Consider the following 18386-nt stretch of genomic DNA (forward strand, 5'->3'; position numbering starts at 1 on the left):
TTCCCTCAAGCCTTTTTCTGAATTTTATTGTCCGGTTCTGCTTGAAGCTCTGCCAGCGACAAGTCCACCGTATCAGGCACAACAATTTTTCCGCGAGCCTTCAAGTCCAGAAACTCTGCCGTCGTAATCACGTCATAATCTTTAGTCAGACGGGCCAGCAGCTTGCGATAGCCTTCCATGCGGCTATCGTCACGATATTCTCCCAAGCCGTTCTCGTCCCAGAACAGCAAGGACCAGGAGTGCAGCAGAAAGACAGCAAAGGAAGGGTTGCCGCTAAGGGTATTCAACAGCAACTGCCCCCACCAGGGACGGAAGCGGAAATAGCTGGACTCTGGGTAAGTAAGGCGAGCCCACCACTCCGGCTTGCCTACCTTACCTAGAATCCGTTTCTCGGTCATAGGCACCTCAATCACGCCATTGGACCAAGTAAAAGGCTTGTTCGTGGGTTTGCTATAAATGCACTGATTGTTATGCACGGCGCATACAGAATTGTTGAAGGACAAAGGAATACCCACTGCCTTCAAAGCACGAATCGTGTCTGCGTTCCAGCGAAACGACCCGGCACGATGCGCCAGAACCGGCTTGCCTGTTACCTCGGACATCAAACCCGCAAAGTGCTTGAACACGAACTCGGCACGAGCCTGCTCGGTGTACTGGTTCATGTACTGTGGACGGTTCGACAAACCATGCTCTTTCCAGAAGCTGTCGGGCAAGTACTCCGGGTGCGTGTGCAGTTGCACATCCTGGCCTTGTTCATCCAGCCAGCGCACAACCTCTTTCAGCTCATCCAGACGCGAGTAAGCCCCGCACAAGTCCGTAAAGAACACATGCTTGACGCCGAACTCGTCACCGATCTTGCACATCTCGGCCACCCCGGCCGTACCTCTTGGAAATCGCCCCCAGATCAGACGATTAACGTGATCGTCAGAGGCGCGCTTGGGCAGTGCCTCTGTATCGACCGTAATCATTGCGTAGCGATCCCTCATACCTGTGTTTCTACCTGCTCTAAGTTAACTGTTCGCGAAAGACGGATTTTACCCCGCGCCTGCAGATCCAAAAAATCTGCTGTGGTGATCACGTCGTAGTCCTTAACAACTCGTTGCAAGAACAGGCGGTAGCCCTCCAGCAGACGGTCGTTGGTGTACTGGAAATGGCCATTTTCATCCAAATCCAGCAAAGACCAGGAATGCATCAACACCACCGAGACTTTGGGTAAAGACCACAGAGGATCCTTCCAGAAAGTCGTAGGCCGTGAACCATATTGAAAATAAGAAGACTCCGGGTAGGTCAGACTGGACCAGCGGTCCGGTTTGGCATCCAACACACCAGGGCTAAAGCGCTCTGTTACCGGGACTTCAATCGTGCCGTTGGACCAGGCGTAAGGCAAGCAATCAGGCTGGCCTGTTGGACAGCGCTTCAACAAGGCGGCCCGCATGGACTGGTTGAACGACAAGGGAATACCGACTGCCTGCAAGGCACGGATTGTGAGGGCATTCCAGCGGAAAGAACCGGCGCGATGGGCAAGGATGGGTTTGCCAGTGACGTCAGAGATCAGCTTGCCGAAGTGTCGGAAGACGAATTCGGCACGGCGTTGGTCTTTGTACTCATTCATTAAAGCTGGACGATGGTCCAAACCGTGGTCCACCCAGAAAGACTTGGGCAAGGTTTCAGGATGGGCATGTAGCTGCACATCCTGACCTTGTTGATCCAGCCAGCGAACTGCTTCCAGCATGTCAGCTTGCTGCCCCAGCGTGGCGCATAAGTCCACAAAGAACACATGCTTGGCACCGAACTCGTCGCCAATAGCGCTCATCTCGCGGATGCCGGCAGTACCGGTGGGGTGTTCGCCCCAGACCAAGCGTTGGACGTGCTTGTCCGACGCCCTGCGCTGAAGTGCTTCGGTGTCAACTGTCAGTAAAGCGAAACGATTTCTTGTACCCAAATCAACCACCCTGATTGAATGGCCTCATCAGAGCACCTGTACAGCTTTCATAAGTTTTCGTGTGTGATCCGATTTACTCCGTACAAATCCATGTACTTTCAACGTATTTATATCAACGCTATCAGGCACTTGCAGCTCTACCTGAGCACTAGGGCTGTACCACTGGACCTGGAGTTTCGACTCCCCGGACATGAGATAAAACGCGAATTCCACATCTCCCGGAAAACGATTTTTATTCACATGACATACTGCAGTCACGATTCTACCCTTGCGCACTGCAGTCACTTGTAACGAAGGTGCTTCAGTTGGCAAAAGAGATAACGTCTCAGCCACTCCACCCAGCCTGTCTCCCAAAGGGATAGGATGCCCGTCAACTACAAACACATTTTTCTGCAAGTCACACACAGGCAGTGCTTCGGTACGTGAGAACACCCACCAGACCGCTACGCGCTCCGTTGCAAACACAGACGACACAAGAGTCTTCTGTCCTCGTGAACCCGGTAAGCGCTGAATACTGGCCGCTGTCGTTATTAGTTGGGGGGACGTGATATGAAGCACATCGCCCATTTCACCGTCCACCAATGAAACACCTGTTTTATTCAAGGCCCAATACAACTCGGAATGCCCATGCCAATGCCAAGTCAACTGAGCAGGCGCAACCGTGTCGACTACATCGCAAATCACGACATGGCTCCGTGCATTATGTTTGGTATACAGATACCGATAGGCCGAATTTCTAAAGAACGAGGAATAGAACGGAAAATGACAGCAAAAAAAATCGCCTGAAGAAAACTAAGCAGCCATTTCTCGTACATACTCTACAAACTGCTCTCGAGAAAGATGCTTTAATCCAGAAAATGAGCCACGATACTCTAAACAATTTTCTGGGGTGATACTTCTCCTAACCTTAGCGGGTGAACCGGCCGCCACACTTAAAGGTGGGATGTCCGAAATAACGACGGAGTTCGCACCAATAATACTCATGGCCCCAATTTCCACACCACCAAGCACTTTACAACCAGTCGCCAGATAGACATGATCTCCAATTCTAGGAACATAGACCCGAGTTTCATTGGAATTAACTCGATTTGCCGGGTTCGTTTTCCCACCAATGGTGACGTTAGTCCCAACCACTACTCCCTTCCCCAGTTCGGCTAAACCATGGATAACCACGCCTATTCCACCATAGCCAAAAGTAGTTCCTTCCCCCAATTGCACACTAGTTGGAATTGATGAGTTGTGGAGTAGATAGTTCAGCTGCTCACATCGCCTCACCCCTACAGCATCTCCCTCTTTTTGGAATTTTCGCCCCATTTCCCAAATAAGAGAGGCGGAAGGAATACCACGATCCATAAAACCAGAAAGCATTTCCAACCATGGCGTAATGGTCTGTTCAGCAGCAGTACTGCCTGACGGGTTCATTTCAGTTGTTTTTTTCATATGAAATTTCGGCATTAAAACTAGTAAATAAAGCAGCGGGAGAGCACAATCACAGCCTAATCAACATCCCCAGTATTCGCTCTAAAATCCCTAAATCACAGGCACCTACTTCGCGATCCGTATTTTCTATTTATTCTTGGATATGCAAATTACAGTCGCACTAACCTCTTATAATTAAATCCATTAACTTTATGGAACTTTATCCATTTTAAAAAAATACATACTCAAAAATTATGAATTTTTTTCTTATTTTCCCCGTAAAACACAATCACTCTCGACTGACAAAATTCAAAGAAAAAACAATTTGATCTGCAGTCGACGGGCCAAAAACCAAAACCTGAGAATCCTCAAATTTATTCAAAACCTTACTTAGCACACTAGGAAAATCACCATTCATTCCTTTGTATACATTTGCCGTCAAACCGGCAACATTTGCCCTTATAACTAGATCCATCCCCCTTCCAGAAATAACAGCCTTCCCACCACCATATTTTATTTTTTTATTTAAAGGAAAATGAAACATCCAATATCTATTCTCACCTTCACCACCTTTAAATCTATCTAAAACTCTAAACTCTCTCTCATTTCTAATAAATAACTTTCTTCTAACGGTTACTCCATTATGCATTTTGCTTATCCCTTCCACAGCAAAAGCATAATCACACGGATCACACTCTAATAAAGCGCTGACTTCTTTTCCCGTCTGAGCCCTACTTATTTTTCGACCTGGAAAAAATGGAATATTATGCGCATAACCTGACCGCATGTAAATACGAACCGGATCTTTCTGATTATGATTATAAAGACCAGAATCTATTAACCAGTCCTCACCATAAGCGTGGAGCACAATATTTAAATCATCATCCTGCCGATGATATTTACTCAAAAACCCACATTTCATTATTAGATGAGTATGCCCCGGCCAATCATGCCAAGCAGATCGGTAAATAGCATAACCCGATTCTGAATAAACCTTAAATTTACCGGCAGGCAACATTCCTCGAGTGCCACCACTAGCAACCCAATCCAAATACTTTACATTTTCCATCCCCAGCAAGGCAGCAGGGACGCTCGGTCTATAACTTGCACTATCACCCATATAGGCAAGAAACCTATCTGGGCGAGTAATCCAAACCAAAAACAAAATCGCTTTATTAATTAAAGAATCAAAATCCAATCCCTTGCTATCTATATGTTCCAAAATATTCTTCGCACGAAGTAAATTTGAAATCATTCCGAAATGATAAGCAGGACTGTTCTCTACATGGACACCTTCAGATGTAAAAGCAAAATCCAACTCAGATCTCAGACGAGATAAGCCGACCCGCAACCAATCAGACGAATCCTTACAATTATGAAAAGCAAAGGACGCCAATATCAGCGATAAAGATTGGTCAAACCCATGATTAGTATCTTTAGAATAAAAATCGTCCTGCATAAGCAAGTTCGCATGCAGAGCCGCCACCTCGGAATAATCACATGTGGAGTCTTTTAACTGCACAATACTTAACCTATCCAACCGCAAAGCCGTAGCATGGTCATGCCAAGGAAAACCAGTGGTTCTATCTACATCCGAATATTGCTGCACCCATGAATCTATCACCCCTCTTGCGTCTTTATACTTTCCAACAGCTAGCAAGCAGTCAATTGGCAAAAACGCATGCAATGTCCATAGCCACATGCGATTTTCCTGAGGGCCGCAACTCCAAATATTTTCACCAATATAGACATCACCAAATTTTTTATTATCAATCACCTTTTCATCTAAAAATCTTTTGGCAATTTGATAATCATTTTCAGTCACCTTTGGCAAAAATTTCAAATTAAGCTCAGCCACTCCACAACCTTTAAAAAAACTAACGCCTATCAATCATTAAACTTCTTAAATAATTCTATTGCCTCAGATACACCGTGGTTTTTTCCATGAGACGCAAGAGGCCTAACTTCCAGGTAAATTTTCTGTCTCAATGCATGCACATGACTAATAAAATCCAACCCCTGCTCTCTAAAATAGTCCCCACCCTCCAATTGATTAAAGCAAAGAAAAAATTTTGTTCTATTCCTTGTTTTAATTAAATTCTTAAGATCATTATACTCGGACAAGTCATCGGAAAATATCGGCTCAAAATATTTTCTCATCCCACTCTCAGAATATTTACTACCCAATAGCACGGTTTGAGGAATATTTGCATATATAGCCACAGCATGATTTAAATAGCCATGCAAGATAGCGCCATACCCTCCCATACTAGAGCCCCAAAAATAGAGCCGGCCCTTTCCCGTTTTTTCTCGAACTTGATCAATGATACGTTTTATCGCCTCAATCCAGAAAAAATCTCCTCTTTCACCCAAATACCACGACCCATAACCATTTTCGCCAAAAAAATCCATAGGACAAACAACATTCCAATTTCTGCTTTTAAATTTTGCTGGATTTTCAGCATATCCATGCCCATGCAAAATAAATAAAATTGGCTTATTATCCTCAATAGATCTAGAAAGGTAATAAGTTATCTTTCTATCACCAACATCAATAAAGCATTGCTCCTGGTCAGGCAACTCAATTTTTTCTTCTATTAACATAGGAGCACCCATTTAAAATAAATCAAACTCTTTTTTAATAATTATTTCCCTAGAGCTTTGTCCCCTCACCCTACGGGCAGCGTTTATAGATAATTTTTGAAAATAATCATCATTATTCATGAGCTTCAGAATCCCCTCTACCATTTCATCCACATCTTCTTTTTTAGCTAAAACCGCGCAACTTTCATCAACAAAATCTGGCACTGCGGCTACTGCATTTGTTACTGGCACAAGCCCTGAAGACATAGCTTCATCTCTGGATACTCCTTGAGTATCACATCTTGTTGGGACCAAAAACACTCCATACTCTTTATGTAGTTCCGCTATTTCTTTTTGCGTCAAAAATTTCTTTTCAATCTGAACATTCGAGAACCCCCTCAATGGTAACAATGTCTCATCAAAGAGTTCTCCATCGCCCACTAAACGAAACTCCAATTCATTAAACCCTGGCTTTTCTGACAACTCTAGAATCGCCTTAACACTTATATCGTTAGCATAGGCATGCGCAGTATATGGTCGAATCGACAATATTTTTCTTTTCTTAACTGAGTCTTTTTTGTTATATGAAAATAGATCCGTATCAATAGGATTATGAATAATCGAATACTTATCTTCAGACAGGGTTATAGACAAATCCTGGAAAACCTCTTCCGCAAAATAGCGAGAAACAAAAACAAAATGTAAATTTTTGTGGGGATTTTCAAAAATTTTACGCCAGAATTTATTTCTATTTTCCCCTAACTTTTTCTTTCTCTCAATTTCCGATTCCATCAAGTTCCTAAACTCAAATTCCCGACGCCACCAGGCTTGAATTTCGGAACCATGTGCCCATACGGTCACTTTGATGGTATCTAAATATTTTTCCAGTACTCTCCACATATTCTGATCTAGAATATGAACCAAAACATGTTTAATTTGCCCTGTAGCAAGTGTCGCATCTAATAGGCTCGCATCTCCAGTTGCAACATCCATATTCTCAAATTCTCGATACCCTGCAGGGCCGGAATGTATCTTGAACATATCGACTACGCGTCCTGCAGCCTTATAAGAACGCAAACGACTATGAAGAAACCCATAACGATACAAATCATCATAGGCTGGATACTGCTTAGCAAGCGCTAGATAAGGAGACTTACTAATCACGGCCGCAGGCCGCTCTGCATTACTACCAAGAACCAGACTCTCAATTGCCGCAGTACCAGGCCCCTCAATACGTAGGCCAAATCGAACCTTAGTGCAGTGTGCCGGGATCGCCAATGCATGTTTATCCCCTACTGCATTCATCTGGTGCGATATTTTTTTTCCATTTTTATCTTGAAACTCAAATACTGTCCGCATATTCACAGCACACTCACTTCGAAGGTGAAATTGGCTATTAAGCAGCAAATTCATTTCCTCCCGAGTTCGCGTATTTCTTGAATACAAGTAAGCATGTTGACCCGGCTTAAGCGTAGATACCACTTGAAGCTTATTTTCATCTAATGAAAAGGAGACCCCTTCTCTAGCAGGTATCCAATTAAGCAATGCAGAAGCATCCAATTGCGGTAAATCACTATTCGTTTCGACCTCATTCAATGACGCAGGCAAGCTCTCTGCAATGACCGCCAAATAACCGCCGAAAGATACGCCCTGATCAACCACCTCCAGATCAGTTACTATTTTTCTGTCAGACTCCAATAGACAAATACCGTTCTCAACATAATTGAACTCATCAATTGCGAACATCTCTACGCATCGGATTTCTTGTTCTGCTAAATTCCCCCACTTGTCTCGTTGTTTTACAGCATCTTGCCAAACTGCTAGGCGAACCAAAGCAGACCTCCACCACAACATGGAAGTTTGTCGATATTGCTGAGCCTTGCCTACCAAAACCAAGGCACCATTTTCGACGATATAACGAGTTTTCTTGCCAAATGCTAAAGCCGAGCTATATGTACTAGCTAAAGCCAAATCGGTTAAATAATGCTCTCCATAGAAGTCATCAGGGTGCAAGCAACCTACTAAGGTCTCTATAGGTAATCGACTGACTGCCTCCAAAGCTTCATCTACCGAAGCATACGGCACAACACCTTGAACAGAAGATGCAGAATTGAGCTCAGACGTCACTAAATAGAGTTGCTTATTGTCATACTGCTGACGTTGAAAAGAACTCACCAGTCGTTGTTGCTCTTCGATACTAGTCGACTGAGCGAACAATACAACCATCGGCCCTTCAGCTTTAAATGACTGTCCTGTTAATTTCGCCCGAATGTAAGCTAAACGCTGAGCATATGTATGCTCTTTCATTACCTTGCGCAACCCTAACAAGCGCAATTTGCGATAATGTAATTCCTCACTAACGGCAAGGCTCATACGCTCCGCAAGCTGATCCCGGTTATCAGATGAGACAACAAGATCACCAAACAGCAATCGCACTCCGCGCGAAAAATTTGATACCACAACGGTATTCGAGGCCAACAGCTCAAACACTCTTCGCGCAAACATCGTCTGTGATTGCTTGATTGTGTTCATATTGATGCCGTAGCGATAGCCCTTATAGGCTTTGTCAATTTCAGCGAACGGCAACTTGCCCAGGATCATGGGCTTGTACTCATCGGGGAATGTGTAATGCGGATGGGGATTATCAGCATTTCGATCGTAGATTTCGACCGGACGTAAATCCTTTACCGCATTAATCAACGCGGCAAAGTCCCTCTGACGCTCTGGATAGCGAAGATAGTAAGAGCCCGCGAAATTAAAGGCGTCTTTACGATCAAAGAGCTCGATTGGATTATGCGTTTTGGGTTGTGCTGCGAAAGGCAAAAAGTAGACTTGATCGTGGCCTACATGAGCCTTGTATTTAGGCACACAATCAATATCTGTCGTAAAGACGTAATCCACTTGCTTGGCCAAGGGAATAAAGGTGCCAAAATGCACCGGATCCTCTTTATTCCAAAACAAGGTTGGTACGCCATTACGCTTGCACCAATCAATGCACGCATTAATTTCCGGGCCATTTGTACTGATCTTCAGCTTCCAGAGCTGTTCAAACCCCTGCCAGGCTGACTCAATAAAAAGTATATGTGGCTTAAACCTTTCCAACTGCTCAATGCAGTGCTCAGGGTGCAACTGCAACAGCTCACACTCCGGGTCATAGGAGTGAAAAGTAAACTCATCCATCACCCCCGCCACACGCAGCTGCTTGACGGGTAAGCTAGCCAGCTCACCATAGCCTACGGATGCACCTAAACGAGACTGGCATAAAGCCAGGTTCGCAGCAAAGAACTGATGCCCCAACTGCTCACCCAGCTCTTTGTACAGGGCCATCGCCTGAGCAAACTCTCCATCGCGAAATGCCCGCGCAGCACTACTTACTTTTGATTGCAACATATCAGCCTTTTCTGCCTTCCTAACGCTTATTCCGCAAACAAACCTACAACATCAATACACTGAGCATGCTTGCGGATTTCAGCAACTTGCTCAATGAATGGACGGTGTTTGACAAGAACGCAGACGACGTCAGCATCAGCCAGCGCGCTACCCAGAGCGGACAGCTCAATTCCAGTGCCTTGTAGCTTGGCGGGCAATTCTTTGATGTTGGGTTCTACGGCGTGTACTTTGCATCCCAGGCTGGCAATCTTCTTGGCAACACCAACAGCAGGGCTTTCGCGCAAGTCATCAATATCGGGTTTAAAGGCCAAGCCCAGGCATGCCACTTTAATGTCTGCCATGCGTGCGTCAGGACGCAGCGACAGCACTCCGGCAATAGCGGCTTTGACTTTCTCCACAACCCACTCAGGTTTGTAGTCGTTGATCTCGCGAGCCAAGCGAACAATGCGGGCCTCTTCAGGTGTTTTGTCCACGATGAACCAAGGGTCCACAGCGATGCAATGACCACCCACCCCGGCACCAGGCTGCAAAATATTAACGCGTGGGTGACGGTTAGCCAGGCTGATCAGTTCCCACACATTAATATTCAAGCGATCACAAATCAGGGACAGCTCGTTGGCAAATGCGATATTGACATCGCGGAAGCTGTTCTCGGTCAGTTTGCACATTTCAGCGGTACGGGCATTGGTTGGCACCAAAGCACCTTCCACAAAGATCCGGTACAGCTCGGTAGCCATCTCGGTGGCTTTTTGTGTCATGCCGCCAATGACGCGGTCGTTACTCACCAATTCATGAACAACACGACCTGGCAAAACACGCTCTGGGCAATAGGCCACCTGAATGTCAGCTTCCTCGCCTGCTTGCTGAGGGAAACTCAAATCAGGACGGGCCTCGGCCAGCCACTGGGCCAACTGCTCAGTCGTACCCACCGGGGAAGTGGACTCCAGAATGACCAGATTGCCTTTGGCCAACACGGGTGCAATGGCTTTGGCTGCATCGGCGATATAGCTCAGGTCAGGTTTGTTGCCTTCCAGGAACGGAGTGGGGACAGCAATCAAAAACGCGTCAGCGGGTTCTGGCGTCAGCGTAGCGCGCAAATAGCCACCGTGCACAGCAGCCTGCACCAGCATATCCAGTTCAGGCTCAACAATATGAATCCGGCCCTGATTAATCGTATCGACCGCGTAAGCATTCACATCAACGCCAATGACCTTCTTGCGGCGGGAGGCAAATAATGTGGCAGTAGGCAGGCCAATATAGCCCAGGCCGATCATGGAGAGAGTTTCAAACATGCTGGTTTTCCGAATCAAGAGATCAAAGTTTTTAAAATTTCGCTAATGCGGGTGGCGGCCTTGCCGTCCCCATAGGGGTTGTGCGCCCGCGCCATACGCTCATATTCTGCAGCGTCATCCAGCAACTGCGTAGCTGCGCTGACAATGGCGTGTGTTTCTGTTCCCACCAAACGCACCGTTCCTGCATCCACGGCTTCAGGACGCTCGGTTGTGTCTCGCATCACCAATACCGGTTTGCCCAAAGAAGGCGCTTCTTCTTGAATGCCCCCGGAGTCAGTGACCAAAAGGTCACAACGATCCATTAGGTAAACAAAGGGCAAATAATCCAATGGTTCGATCAAATGAACGTCGGAAACGTCGGATAAGATACGACGTACTGGTTCCTGAACATTCGGATTCAAGTGCACGGGATACACCACCTGCACATCGCCACGGGAGGCAATCTGGCGCAAAGCCAGGCAGATGTTTTCAAAGCCAGAGCCAAAGTTCTCGCGACGATGCCCCGTCACCAGAACCAAGCGTTTAGCTGGATTGATAAAAGAGAACTGAGCCTCAAAACGGCTACGCAGTTCCGAGTCCTGACGTACGCGCGCTGCTACATCCAACAGCGCATCAATGACGGTATTGCCTGTAATATGCACCGTCTTGGGATCGACACCCTCATGCAATAAATGAGACTGCGATTGCTCGGTTGGAGCAAAGTGCACATCAGCCAATACGCCCGCTTGGCGACGGTTCATTTCCTCTGGCCAAGGCGAGTACTTATTATGAGTACGCAGGCCAGCCTCTACGTGACCGACCTTGATCTTGGCGTAATAAGCTGACAACGCTGCAGCCATCGTAGTGGTCGTATCACCATGCACCAAAATCATGTCTGGTTGCCATTGCTTGTACACATCACGCATACCCAACAACACATTACTGGTGATGTCATACAGGTCCTGACCTGGCTTCATCAGGTTCAAGTCAAAATCAGGTTTGATAGAAAAAATATCCAGAACCTGATCCAGCATCTGGCGGTGCTGACCCGTGACACACACGCGCGCTTCAAATGCAGAGTCAGCAGCCAATGCCTTAACCACCGGAGCCATTTTGATGGCCTCCGGTCGTGTGCCAAATACAGTCAAAATCTTCATAAACTTACGTTGAGCCTTTAGGATAAACAGTTAATAAACAGGCGTCTTTTTCAAGCTTGTAATCGGTAGATGTTCCAGCCAGCCCCAAGGTTTCTATATCTGCCAACCAATGCTGCACCACTTGCTTTTCATCTTCGCGGATATAGTCATCCATCAAAAAATCAATATGGGCATTGGAGAAATGCTCCATTAACAAAGGACCTGCGGGGTATCGAGCTTGAGGGCCCGTAGCCGCCGGAGGACCATCTACAATCACCAAAATGCGTTTTCGAGTAACTTGCTTTTGTTTGGCCAGTTTGGCCAAGGTGCTTTGGCAGCTGTAATACGGATAAACTTGGCCGTCCGCAGACTGCCAGTCCTTGAGTGGTGCCAGTGTCAACTGCGCTGCCTGCTCCAACCCTGCTTGTTGGAGATGCGCTAAGGTTTGCTCGTAATACGAATCCAAATGCTCGAAGGACACGAACTGGGTCTGTCGGGTATCACCACGTTCCGCCATCAACGCCAATGTCTTAGCCACAATAACGGTGGACATGCCTGACCCAAACTCAACAACAAGGTCGTAGGGTTTAAGCACCAATTGCCGCATCAAACATAATGCAAAGTCAGCAGAGATTGGCCAACTGTGGGCCTCACTGTTAAATGCAGGTAGCACTCCAGTGGCAAAATACTCTTGCATCCCAACAAAGGACTGGAGCTGACGTACCGCATTAGCACTATTATTCTTAACCGCTGTTTCAATATGGCGACGAACACGGAGCAGCTCTTCGGATTGCTTTTTAAACAATTCCTCTTGTATCCCTGGAACTGCCGCGTCACGAGCGGCCAAGGACTGCACTTGGGCACTCAAGCGCTCTAGCAGATCTGTTTCACGCGCAGTCTGCGCCGACAATGATTGCTGTAACTCCAGTTGGCGTGCCTCCAGTGCGGCTTTACTCTTTTCCAAGCTCAATTGCTCTTTAGCTTGCTGCAACAACTCCCCCTGACGCTGTGCGGCTAAAGCTATGTACTCATCACGAACTTGAAAAGCTTGACTCAATTGAGCCTGCAAAGACTTATGGTCTGTTCGCTCCACATTGATTTGCTGCCTTGCCTCATCTCGTTCCTGCGTTATTGCCTGAACTTGAGATTGCAACGCATGCACTTCATCCAAGCGCTGAGCAGCAAGCACAACCAATCCATCACGGGCCTCCCTTAACTCCTGCACTTGCAAAAGCAAAGAGTCCTTTTCTTCCTGAGCATCCCGCAGTTGCACCCGAAATTCCTCACACTCTGCGACTGATTCCTCTAACTGCACCAGCAGGGACTCAACCTCCTCCAAACGTTGCTCTGCAATTACAAGTGACTCATCATGAGCGATACGCAAAATTTGAAGCTGCGACAAGGCTTCCTCTTTCTCGCGGTGGTGCATCTGCAGCTCATCCTTAAGCTGCTCACATTGCTGGGCCATATCCGCCAAGCCACCTTGCACAGTGACACATTGTTCAAACCATTGCCCTGCTTGTGCCTCTTTGTCCTCCAGAGCTTGCCTGATCCGTTTCAGATCAGCTTGCAAACCCACGCACTCACGTTGCGTCTGTAACTTCAACTGTTCTTCTTGCTCCAGCTCACGTTTCAAATCCGCTACTTGTTTGAGTGCAGCCTGCGTATTGCCCTGCTCCTGACGCATGAACTGTCGCTGTTGATCTTCTTGCTGGCTTCGCTCTTGAAGGGTTTTCTGATGATCCTGCTGTAACCGCTGGATCTGTGCTCGCAATGCTTCAACTACAACAAGTTGCTCTTGTTTTTCTTGATTCAGACGCTGCACCTCATCGCGCACGCTAGACAGCTGTATTCCTTGCTGTTTAAGAGTACTGACCATCGCGTTGCGTGATTCAGCCAGCTCCGCCCACTGACGCTGCACCGCCGCATGCTGCGCCTCAACATCAGATACAGAGCGGACTTGATCTAAACGAAACTCTTTCGCCTGCTTCAGCAAACGATCGCGTTGACGCGCCTCAGAGTCAGTAAAAGACACTTCCTCGGGTAAGAGCGCCAAGAGTGCTTCTGCCTCAAGCAAATCACCAGACTCATGCAATCGAAACGCCAACCATTTTTGACGGAACCCACGTGGCTCCAACGCAAAGGCCCGGCGCGCCATCGTCGCAACCAAGGTTGGTTCAGCCGTCATATAAGTCCGGGCTACAGCTGTCCACGCACTGGCTTGCACACTTTTTGAAACTGAAGCCTGATTCAGCAAGGATTCGACTTGAGAGTCCCCCCCTTGCTGATACGCCTGAATAACTTTGTCGAAAGATTTCCCACCCAGTGCAGCAGGAGGCTGGGTGCGACGATTTTGACGCCAAGCCTGACGCAAACGCCCCGGCACCGAGATCAACGAGCCTGTAGACTGCACACCCTCAATCAAAATGTCGCCAAGCTGTTTAGCTAAAGCATATTGAGTCTTTAAGTCATGTAGCTGGGTTTGCACCTTAAGCAGGCACTCCAAGCGAACACTTTCCGCCTGAATCTCGATAAGCCGCACGTCTACAGGTGCCACATTAATGACTGTCGGCTTCAAATCACGCCCAGTTGCCTGGGGGTGATCATACAAACGCCCTAACTCCTCCTGCACGACTTGCAGTTGATCAAACAACAGCCGGTTCTCCTCTTCCAAACATTGCGCATGCGTAGATACCGGTTTCTCATGACCTAATTCAGAAGGCACAACAGGTGACATAGACATTTAAATGGATTTCCTATCTTTCTTATTAGTCCACATGGTCCAGGACAATGCTCTTGAGCAGCTTCAAAATCCCGGCCAGGATCAGCGCCAACAGCAAAGTCACCAAGGTGTTGTACAGACGACGCGGCTCCATCGGATACTCGGGCAAGGTGGCGGACTGCAGCACAGACACTTTCTCCAACATGCGAGTGGCATCAATCCTGCCTTTCTCCAAAGCAGTTAAAGAGGATTTGTAGAGCTCTTGTGTGAACTTCACATTCATATCCAAGCGATAAAACTCTTCTACATAGGCATTCAACGTGCCGCCGGACGGCGTCGCCAACTTCAGCTTTTCTTGCTTAATTTGCTCGTCCACTGCTTTCAAAGACTGTTTAAGCATCAGAATATTGGGATGGTCACGATCCAATGACTTGGGCAAAGAGGCCAATTGGGTCTGCAACTGAGCCCGCTGCCCTTCCAAGGCAGCCACAATCGCATTAATACTTTCTGCTGTGGCTTGTGGGGACAATAAACCGGCTTCATTCTGGTAGTTCAGCAAGTCCTGGCTCGCTTGTTGAAAGCGCTCCTGCGCCTGGTCAACCTGAGTAACCAAGAAATCGACCTGAACCTGGGCCATTTCATGGCCCAAGACGTTCATATAACGCTCGCCTTCCTTAACCAGCAGCTCCGTAATCGCCTGAGCCATCTCGGGGCTATAAGCTTGGACCTTGATGCGCAACACACCAGAGAAATCATCAAACTCCACTTCGACACGACGCAGGTAATGACGGTGAAACCACTCTAGCGACGCATCCTGGAACCACATCCGCGACACCAGATCATGATCCGAGGAGCTGTAATGCGTACGTAAATCCAAAGACTGATCGAGCTTTTTAAGCATGTCCACGGACAACAAGTAATCACGCAACAACAACTGGTTCGCGCGATCAACAGTAGCCACACCCGATACCAACATCCCTAAGTCAAAAGAGGGGGCTCCTACCGAGTCTGTCTTTCGGATAATGACGTTAGCCTCGGACACATAGCGGTTCGAGGCAAAGATCAACCAGTACGCCGACGTCAAAACAGCCAGGATCAGAATCACACGTACGGCGTAATCAAATAAGCGCAATGAAAACCACGAACGCAGGCGAGCTCCAAAGGTAGGTTTCTTTGAAACGGCTTGATTAGAAGCGGTGCTAGCCGCCTGCGTAGTGACTTGAGGTGTATCTGTCATTTTGGAAGCGAATCCTTGTAGGCATTGAGCGCATCGTCAATCTGGTCAAACCAGTGCGCTCGTCCTTGATGCAGCCAGACACCCGCCTGGCAAAATTGTTTTAAGGTTTTATTGTCGTGAGCCACCATGATCAAGCCCGCGCGATTGGTCATGGTTTTAAAGGCGTCCGCGGCTTTCTTACGGAATGCCGCATCACCCGCTGCCGTCACCTCGTCCGAGATGTACACATCGAAATTAAAGGCAAACGACAGCGCAAACTGAAGGCGGGAGCGCATTCCAGAGGAGTAGGTATAGACCGGCTCCTCAAAAGCTCGACCCAGTTCAGAAAAATCTTTAATAAAAGCCAGCCGATCTGCCAGATCTTCTTGATGACCATGCACTCTGCACACAAACTTGGCGTTTTGGCGGCCGGTCAAGGTGCCCTCCAACCCCCCGTTGCCCATGGGCCACGACACCCTGCACATACGCTGCACCGTTCCCTTATTGGGGTGATCCACCCCACCGATCAAGCGCAACAACGTAGATTTCCCAGCACCGTTAGAGCCAATCAAACCCACATTTACCTTGGGTGGGATTGTCAGGTTGACCCCTTCCAACACCCAACGGCCCACACCATGGGCGGTCTTGTAGCGCTTATAAACATCCTTGACGACGATCATTTCATCACCAACTGCTGTGTAAAGCGTCTATACAAAACCAGGCCCAGAAACAAGCTGACCACCCCCCATAGGTACAGGTACCCCATGCTGATACCGGACACCATGTGGTAGTAATCTGAAAAACCCTGGCGTACCAGCTCCAGACCATGCACCAAAGGATTGAACAAGAGCAGATCCCGATAAGGCTGGGGAACGGCAGAAATCGGCATGATGACCCCGGAGATCAAGTACAACGGCATCATCATGATTTTCAATATGTGCTCTGTCTCACGCACCAAGGCCATCAAGACAGAGGCCACCAAGCCATAGCCCACACCAAAAAGCCATAACCCAAATATCGCCACCAAAACCTGCAAGGGGTCATCAGGCCGTACGTCATGCCCAAGCAAGGCTGCTCCCGCTAAGATAATGGCGGACACCAAGGTCATCAAAAATGCTTCCAAAACGCCTCGTGCGACATACGTGTCAAAGGGGTGCACCTGCCTGTAAGCAAACAAAGGCTTATTACTATCGGCAGCGTGCATCACCTGCATCGCCGTACGACGAAACATAAAAAACGCCAGCATCCCCACCACAATCCAAACGGTGACATCAATGCCACCGACCGTACGCAGACGAATCACGGTGAAGATAAACGTGATGAAACTGATATGCAGCACCGGCTCCATCAACAACCAGAACCAGGCAGCCCGCATATCAAACAGACGGTCCAAGGATTCGCGCAAAAGCAGCGCCCGCCAGACCGACCAGGTGACGGCCATGGGGCTGCGCACCTGATTACTCATCTCGACCTCGACTAAAAATTTTGCGTTCAACCATGAGGCTCATCACTTCATCATGTTGTTCAAGGTCGTACTAGGCACGGCCACCGACACCACAAGACGCAGGAACTTCTGGAATTCAGCCGCTGGCGAATTGGAGACATAAATCACGTCCTTGTCCTGAACCGGGAAGTTCTGGGTGACAAAGAAAGAAGCCGGGTCACGCAGGTCGATCTCGTACACCACGGGTACGAGGCCCTGCTTGTCCAGCAGGGTCGACTCTGGCGCACCGTCCACCAGCGCAGCATCTTCAAAGCGGAAGACAAACACTCCACGAGCATCAGCACGTGAGGTATCCAGGCCGCCGGAGCGGGCCAGGGCCTGCACCAGGGAGATACCTTGGGCTTCAAACGGAATCTCTTCGTTCTTGCCTGTGGCGCCCAATATAGAGAAGCTTTGGTTCTGATACAGCGCCGTGATCACATCGCCCGGCTTTAACATGATGTTCTGGCTCGGATTACGGATGATCGTATCCAAGGCCATCGTCGATGTGTTCTGCTCACGCGAGAGCTGAATGGCGATACTGTTTACCGCTTGTTTAACGCCACCTCCGGCGGCCAAGGCATCCAGCAGGCGCTCGCCTTTCGGTGTCAAGGGCATCAAGGTGCTTTGATTGACTTCGCCCACCACCGTTACGTTGGAAGAGTTGTTCTGAGTGACACGCACCAGTACTTGGGGGTTATTGGCCTTGCCTTGCAAACGCTTGGCAATGCTTTCTTCAATCTGTTGGGTGTTGTGGCCCTGGACAGCAATACGGCCTGCAAAAGGCATGCTGATCATGCCATCTGAGGTCACCATTTGTGACGGGAAGGCAACGGCATTCGTCGTCGCAGCCGTCGCCTTGGGATCCAAGGAAATACTGCCAAACAGCATGGCAGGCGGCGCTTCCCATACCGACACTTCCAGCACATCGCCGGGGCCAATCAGGTAGTTGTTCGAGCCCGTGCTAGGGAACTGGGCAGCAAAGTCACCCATGCGCTTTTTAGCGGCCAGTTTCTTGGTCAGGGAGTCAGTCACATTGACCAGAGTGATGCCTTCGATACGGCCATCACGTCGTTCCTGCACTTGCTGGCGGCTGGGGCCATCGGCTGGCATCCAGTCGGGCATCGTGGCACATCCGGCCAGTACGGCGACCAGGGTACTGGCCAGTACGGGCCGTCCTATTGCGGCGATCTTGCTAACTGCTGTATGTAGTAATTGAGACAT

The 18386-nt window shown here is 48.3% G+C and carries 14 protein-coding genes; all 14 read right to left on the reverse strand.

The window, feature by feature from the left end:
* Positions 1-5: 5 nt before the first annotated feature.
* On the reverse strand, positions 6-986 hold the full coding sequence (locus tag LNA76_RS15075) for a polysaccharide deacetylase (protein WP_108728413.1): 981 nt from the start codon (positions 984-986) through the stop codon (positions 6-8).
* Positions 983-1942, reverse strand: a complete 960-nt coding sequence (locus LNA76_RS15080; RefSeq protein ID WP_230019376.1) for a polysaccharide deacetylase — start codon at positions 1940-1942, stop codon at positions 983-985. Before LNA76_RS15080 ends, LNA76_RS15075 begins: the two co-directional genes overlap by 4 nt.
* 27 nt (positions 1943-1969) lie before the next feature.
* Entirely contained in the window at positions 1970-2626 is a 657-nt protein-coding gene (locus LNA76_RS15085; RefSeq protein WP_230019377.1) for a hypothetical protein, read from the reverse strand.
* 108 nt (positions 2627-2734) lie between these two features.
* Positions 2735-3382, reverse strand: a complete 648-nt coding sequence (locus tag LNA76_RS15090) for a hypothetical protein (protein WP_230019378.1) — start codon at positions 3380-3382, stop codon at positions 2735-2737.
* A 268-nt stretch (positions 3383-3650) separates the two neighbouring features.
* A complete protein-coding gene (locus LNA76_RS15095) occupies positions 3651-5219 on the reverse strand; it encodes a heparinase II/III domain-containing protein (protein ID WP_230019379.1) in 1569 nt (522 codons plus the stop codon).
* A 29-nt stretch (positions 5220-5248) separates the two neighbouring features.
* Positions 5249-5977, reverse strand: coding sequence for a hypothetical protein (locus tag LNA76_RS15100; RefSeq protein WP_230019380.1), 729 nt, complete (start codon positions 5975-5977; stop codon positions 5249-5251).
* Positions 5978-9334, reverse strand: a complete 3357-nt coding sequence (locus tag LNA76_RS15105; protein WP_230019381.1) for a glycosyltransferase family protein — start codon at positions 9332-9334, stop codon at positions 5978-5980.
* 26 nt (positions 9335-9360) lie between these two features.
* The gene (wecC, locus tag LNA76_RS15110; RefSeq protein ID WP_230019382.1) at positions 9361-10626 is read right to left on the reverse strand and encodes a UDP-N-acetyl-D-mannosamine dehydrogenase; all 1266 of its coding nucleotides are present in this window, start codon (positions 10624-10626) and stop codon (positions 9361-9363) included.
* Between the two features lie 14 nt (positions 10627-10640).
* A complete protein-coding gene (gene wecB, locus LNA76_RS15115) occupies positions 10641-11762 on the reverse strand; it encodes a non-hydrolyzing UDP-N-acetylglucosamine 2-epimerase (RefSeq protein WP_108728408.1) in 1122 nt (373 codons plus the stop codon).
* 4 nt (positions 11763-11766) lie between these two features.
* A complete protein-coding gene (locus tag LNA76_RS15120; RefSeq protein WP_230019383.1) occupies positions 11767-14484 on the reverse strand; it encodes a hypothetical protein in 2718 nt (905 codons plus the stop codon).
* 25 nt (positions 14485-14509) lie between these two features.
* On the reverse strand, positions 14510-15700 hold the full coding sequence (locus tag LNA76_RS15125) for a chain-length determining protein (RefSeq protein ID WP_203226723.1): 1191 nt from the start codon (positions 15698-15700) through the stop codon (positions 14510-14512).
* Positions 15697-16359 carry an ABC transporter ATP-binding protein gene (locus tag LNA76_RS15130; protein ID WP_108728406.1) on the reverse strand — a complete coding sequence of 221 codons (663 nt, stop codon included), beginning with the start codon at positions 16357-16359 and terminating at the stop codon, positions 15697-15699. Before LNA76_RS15130 ends, LNA76_RS15125 begins: the two co-directional genes overlap by 4 nt.
* Positions 16356-17174 carry an ABC transporter permease gene (locus LNA76_RS15135; protein WP_230019384.1) on the reverse strand — a complete coding sequence of 273 codons (819 nt, stop codon included), beginning with the start codon at positions 17172-17174 and terminating at the stop codon, positions 16356-16358. The genes LNA76_RS15130 and LNA76_RS15135 overlap by 4 nt, the downstream gene beginning before the upstream one ends.
* 12 nt (positions 17175-17186) lie before the next feature.
* The gene (locus tag LNA76_RS15140) at positions 17187-18386 is read right to left on the reverse strand and encodes a polysaccharide biosynthesis/export family protein (RefSeq protein ID WP_230019385.1); all 1200 of its coding nucleotides are present in this window, start codon (positions 18384-18386) and stop codon (positions 17187-17189) included.

Source organism: Alcaligenes sp. MMA, assembly GCF_020907215.1.
Classification (GTDB): Bacteria; Pseudomonadota; Gammaproteobacteria; order Burkholderiales; family Burkholderiaceae_B; genus Alcaligenes; species Alcaligenes aquatilis.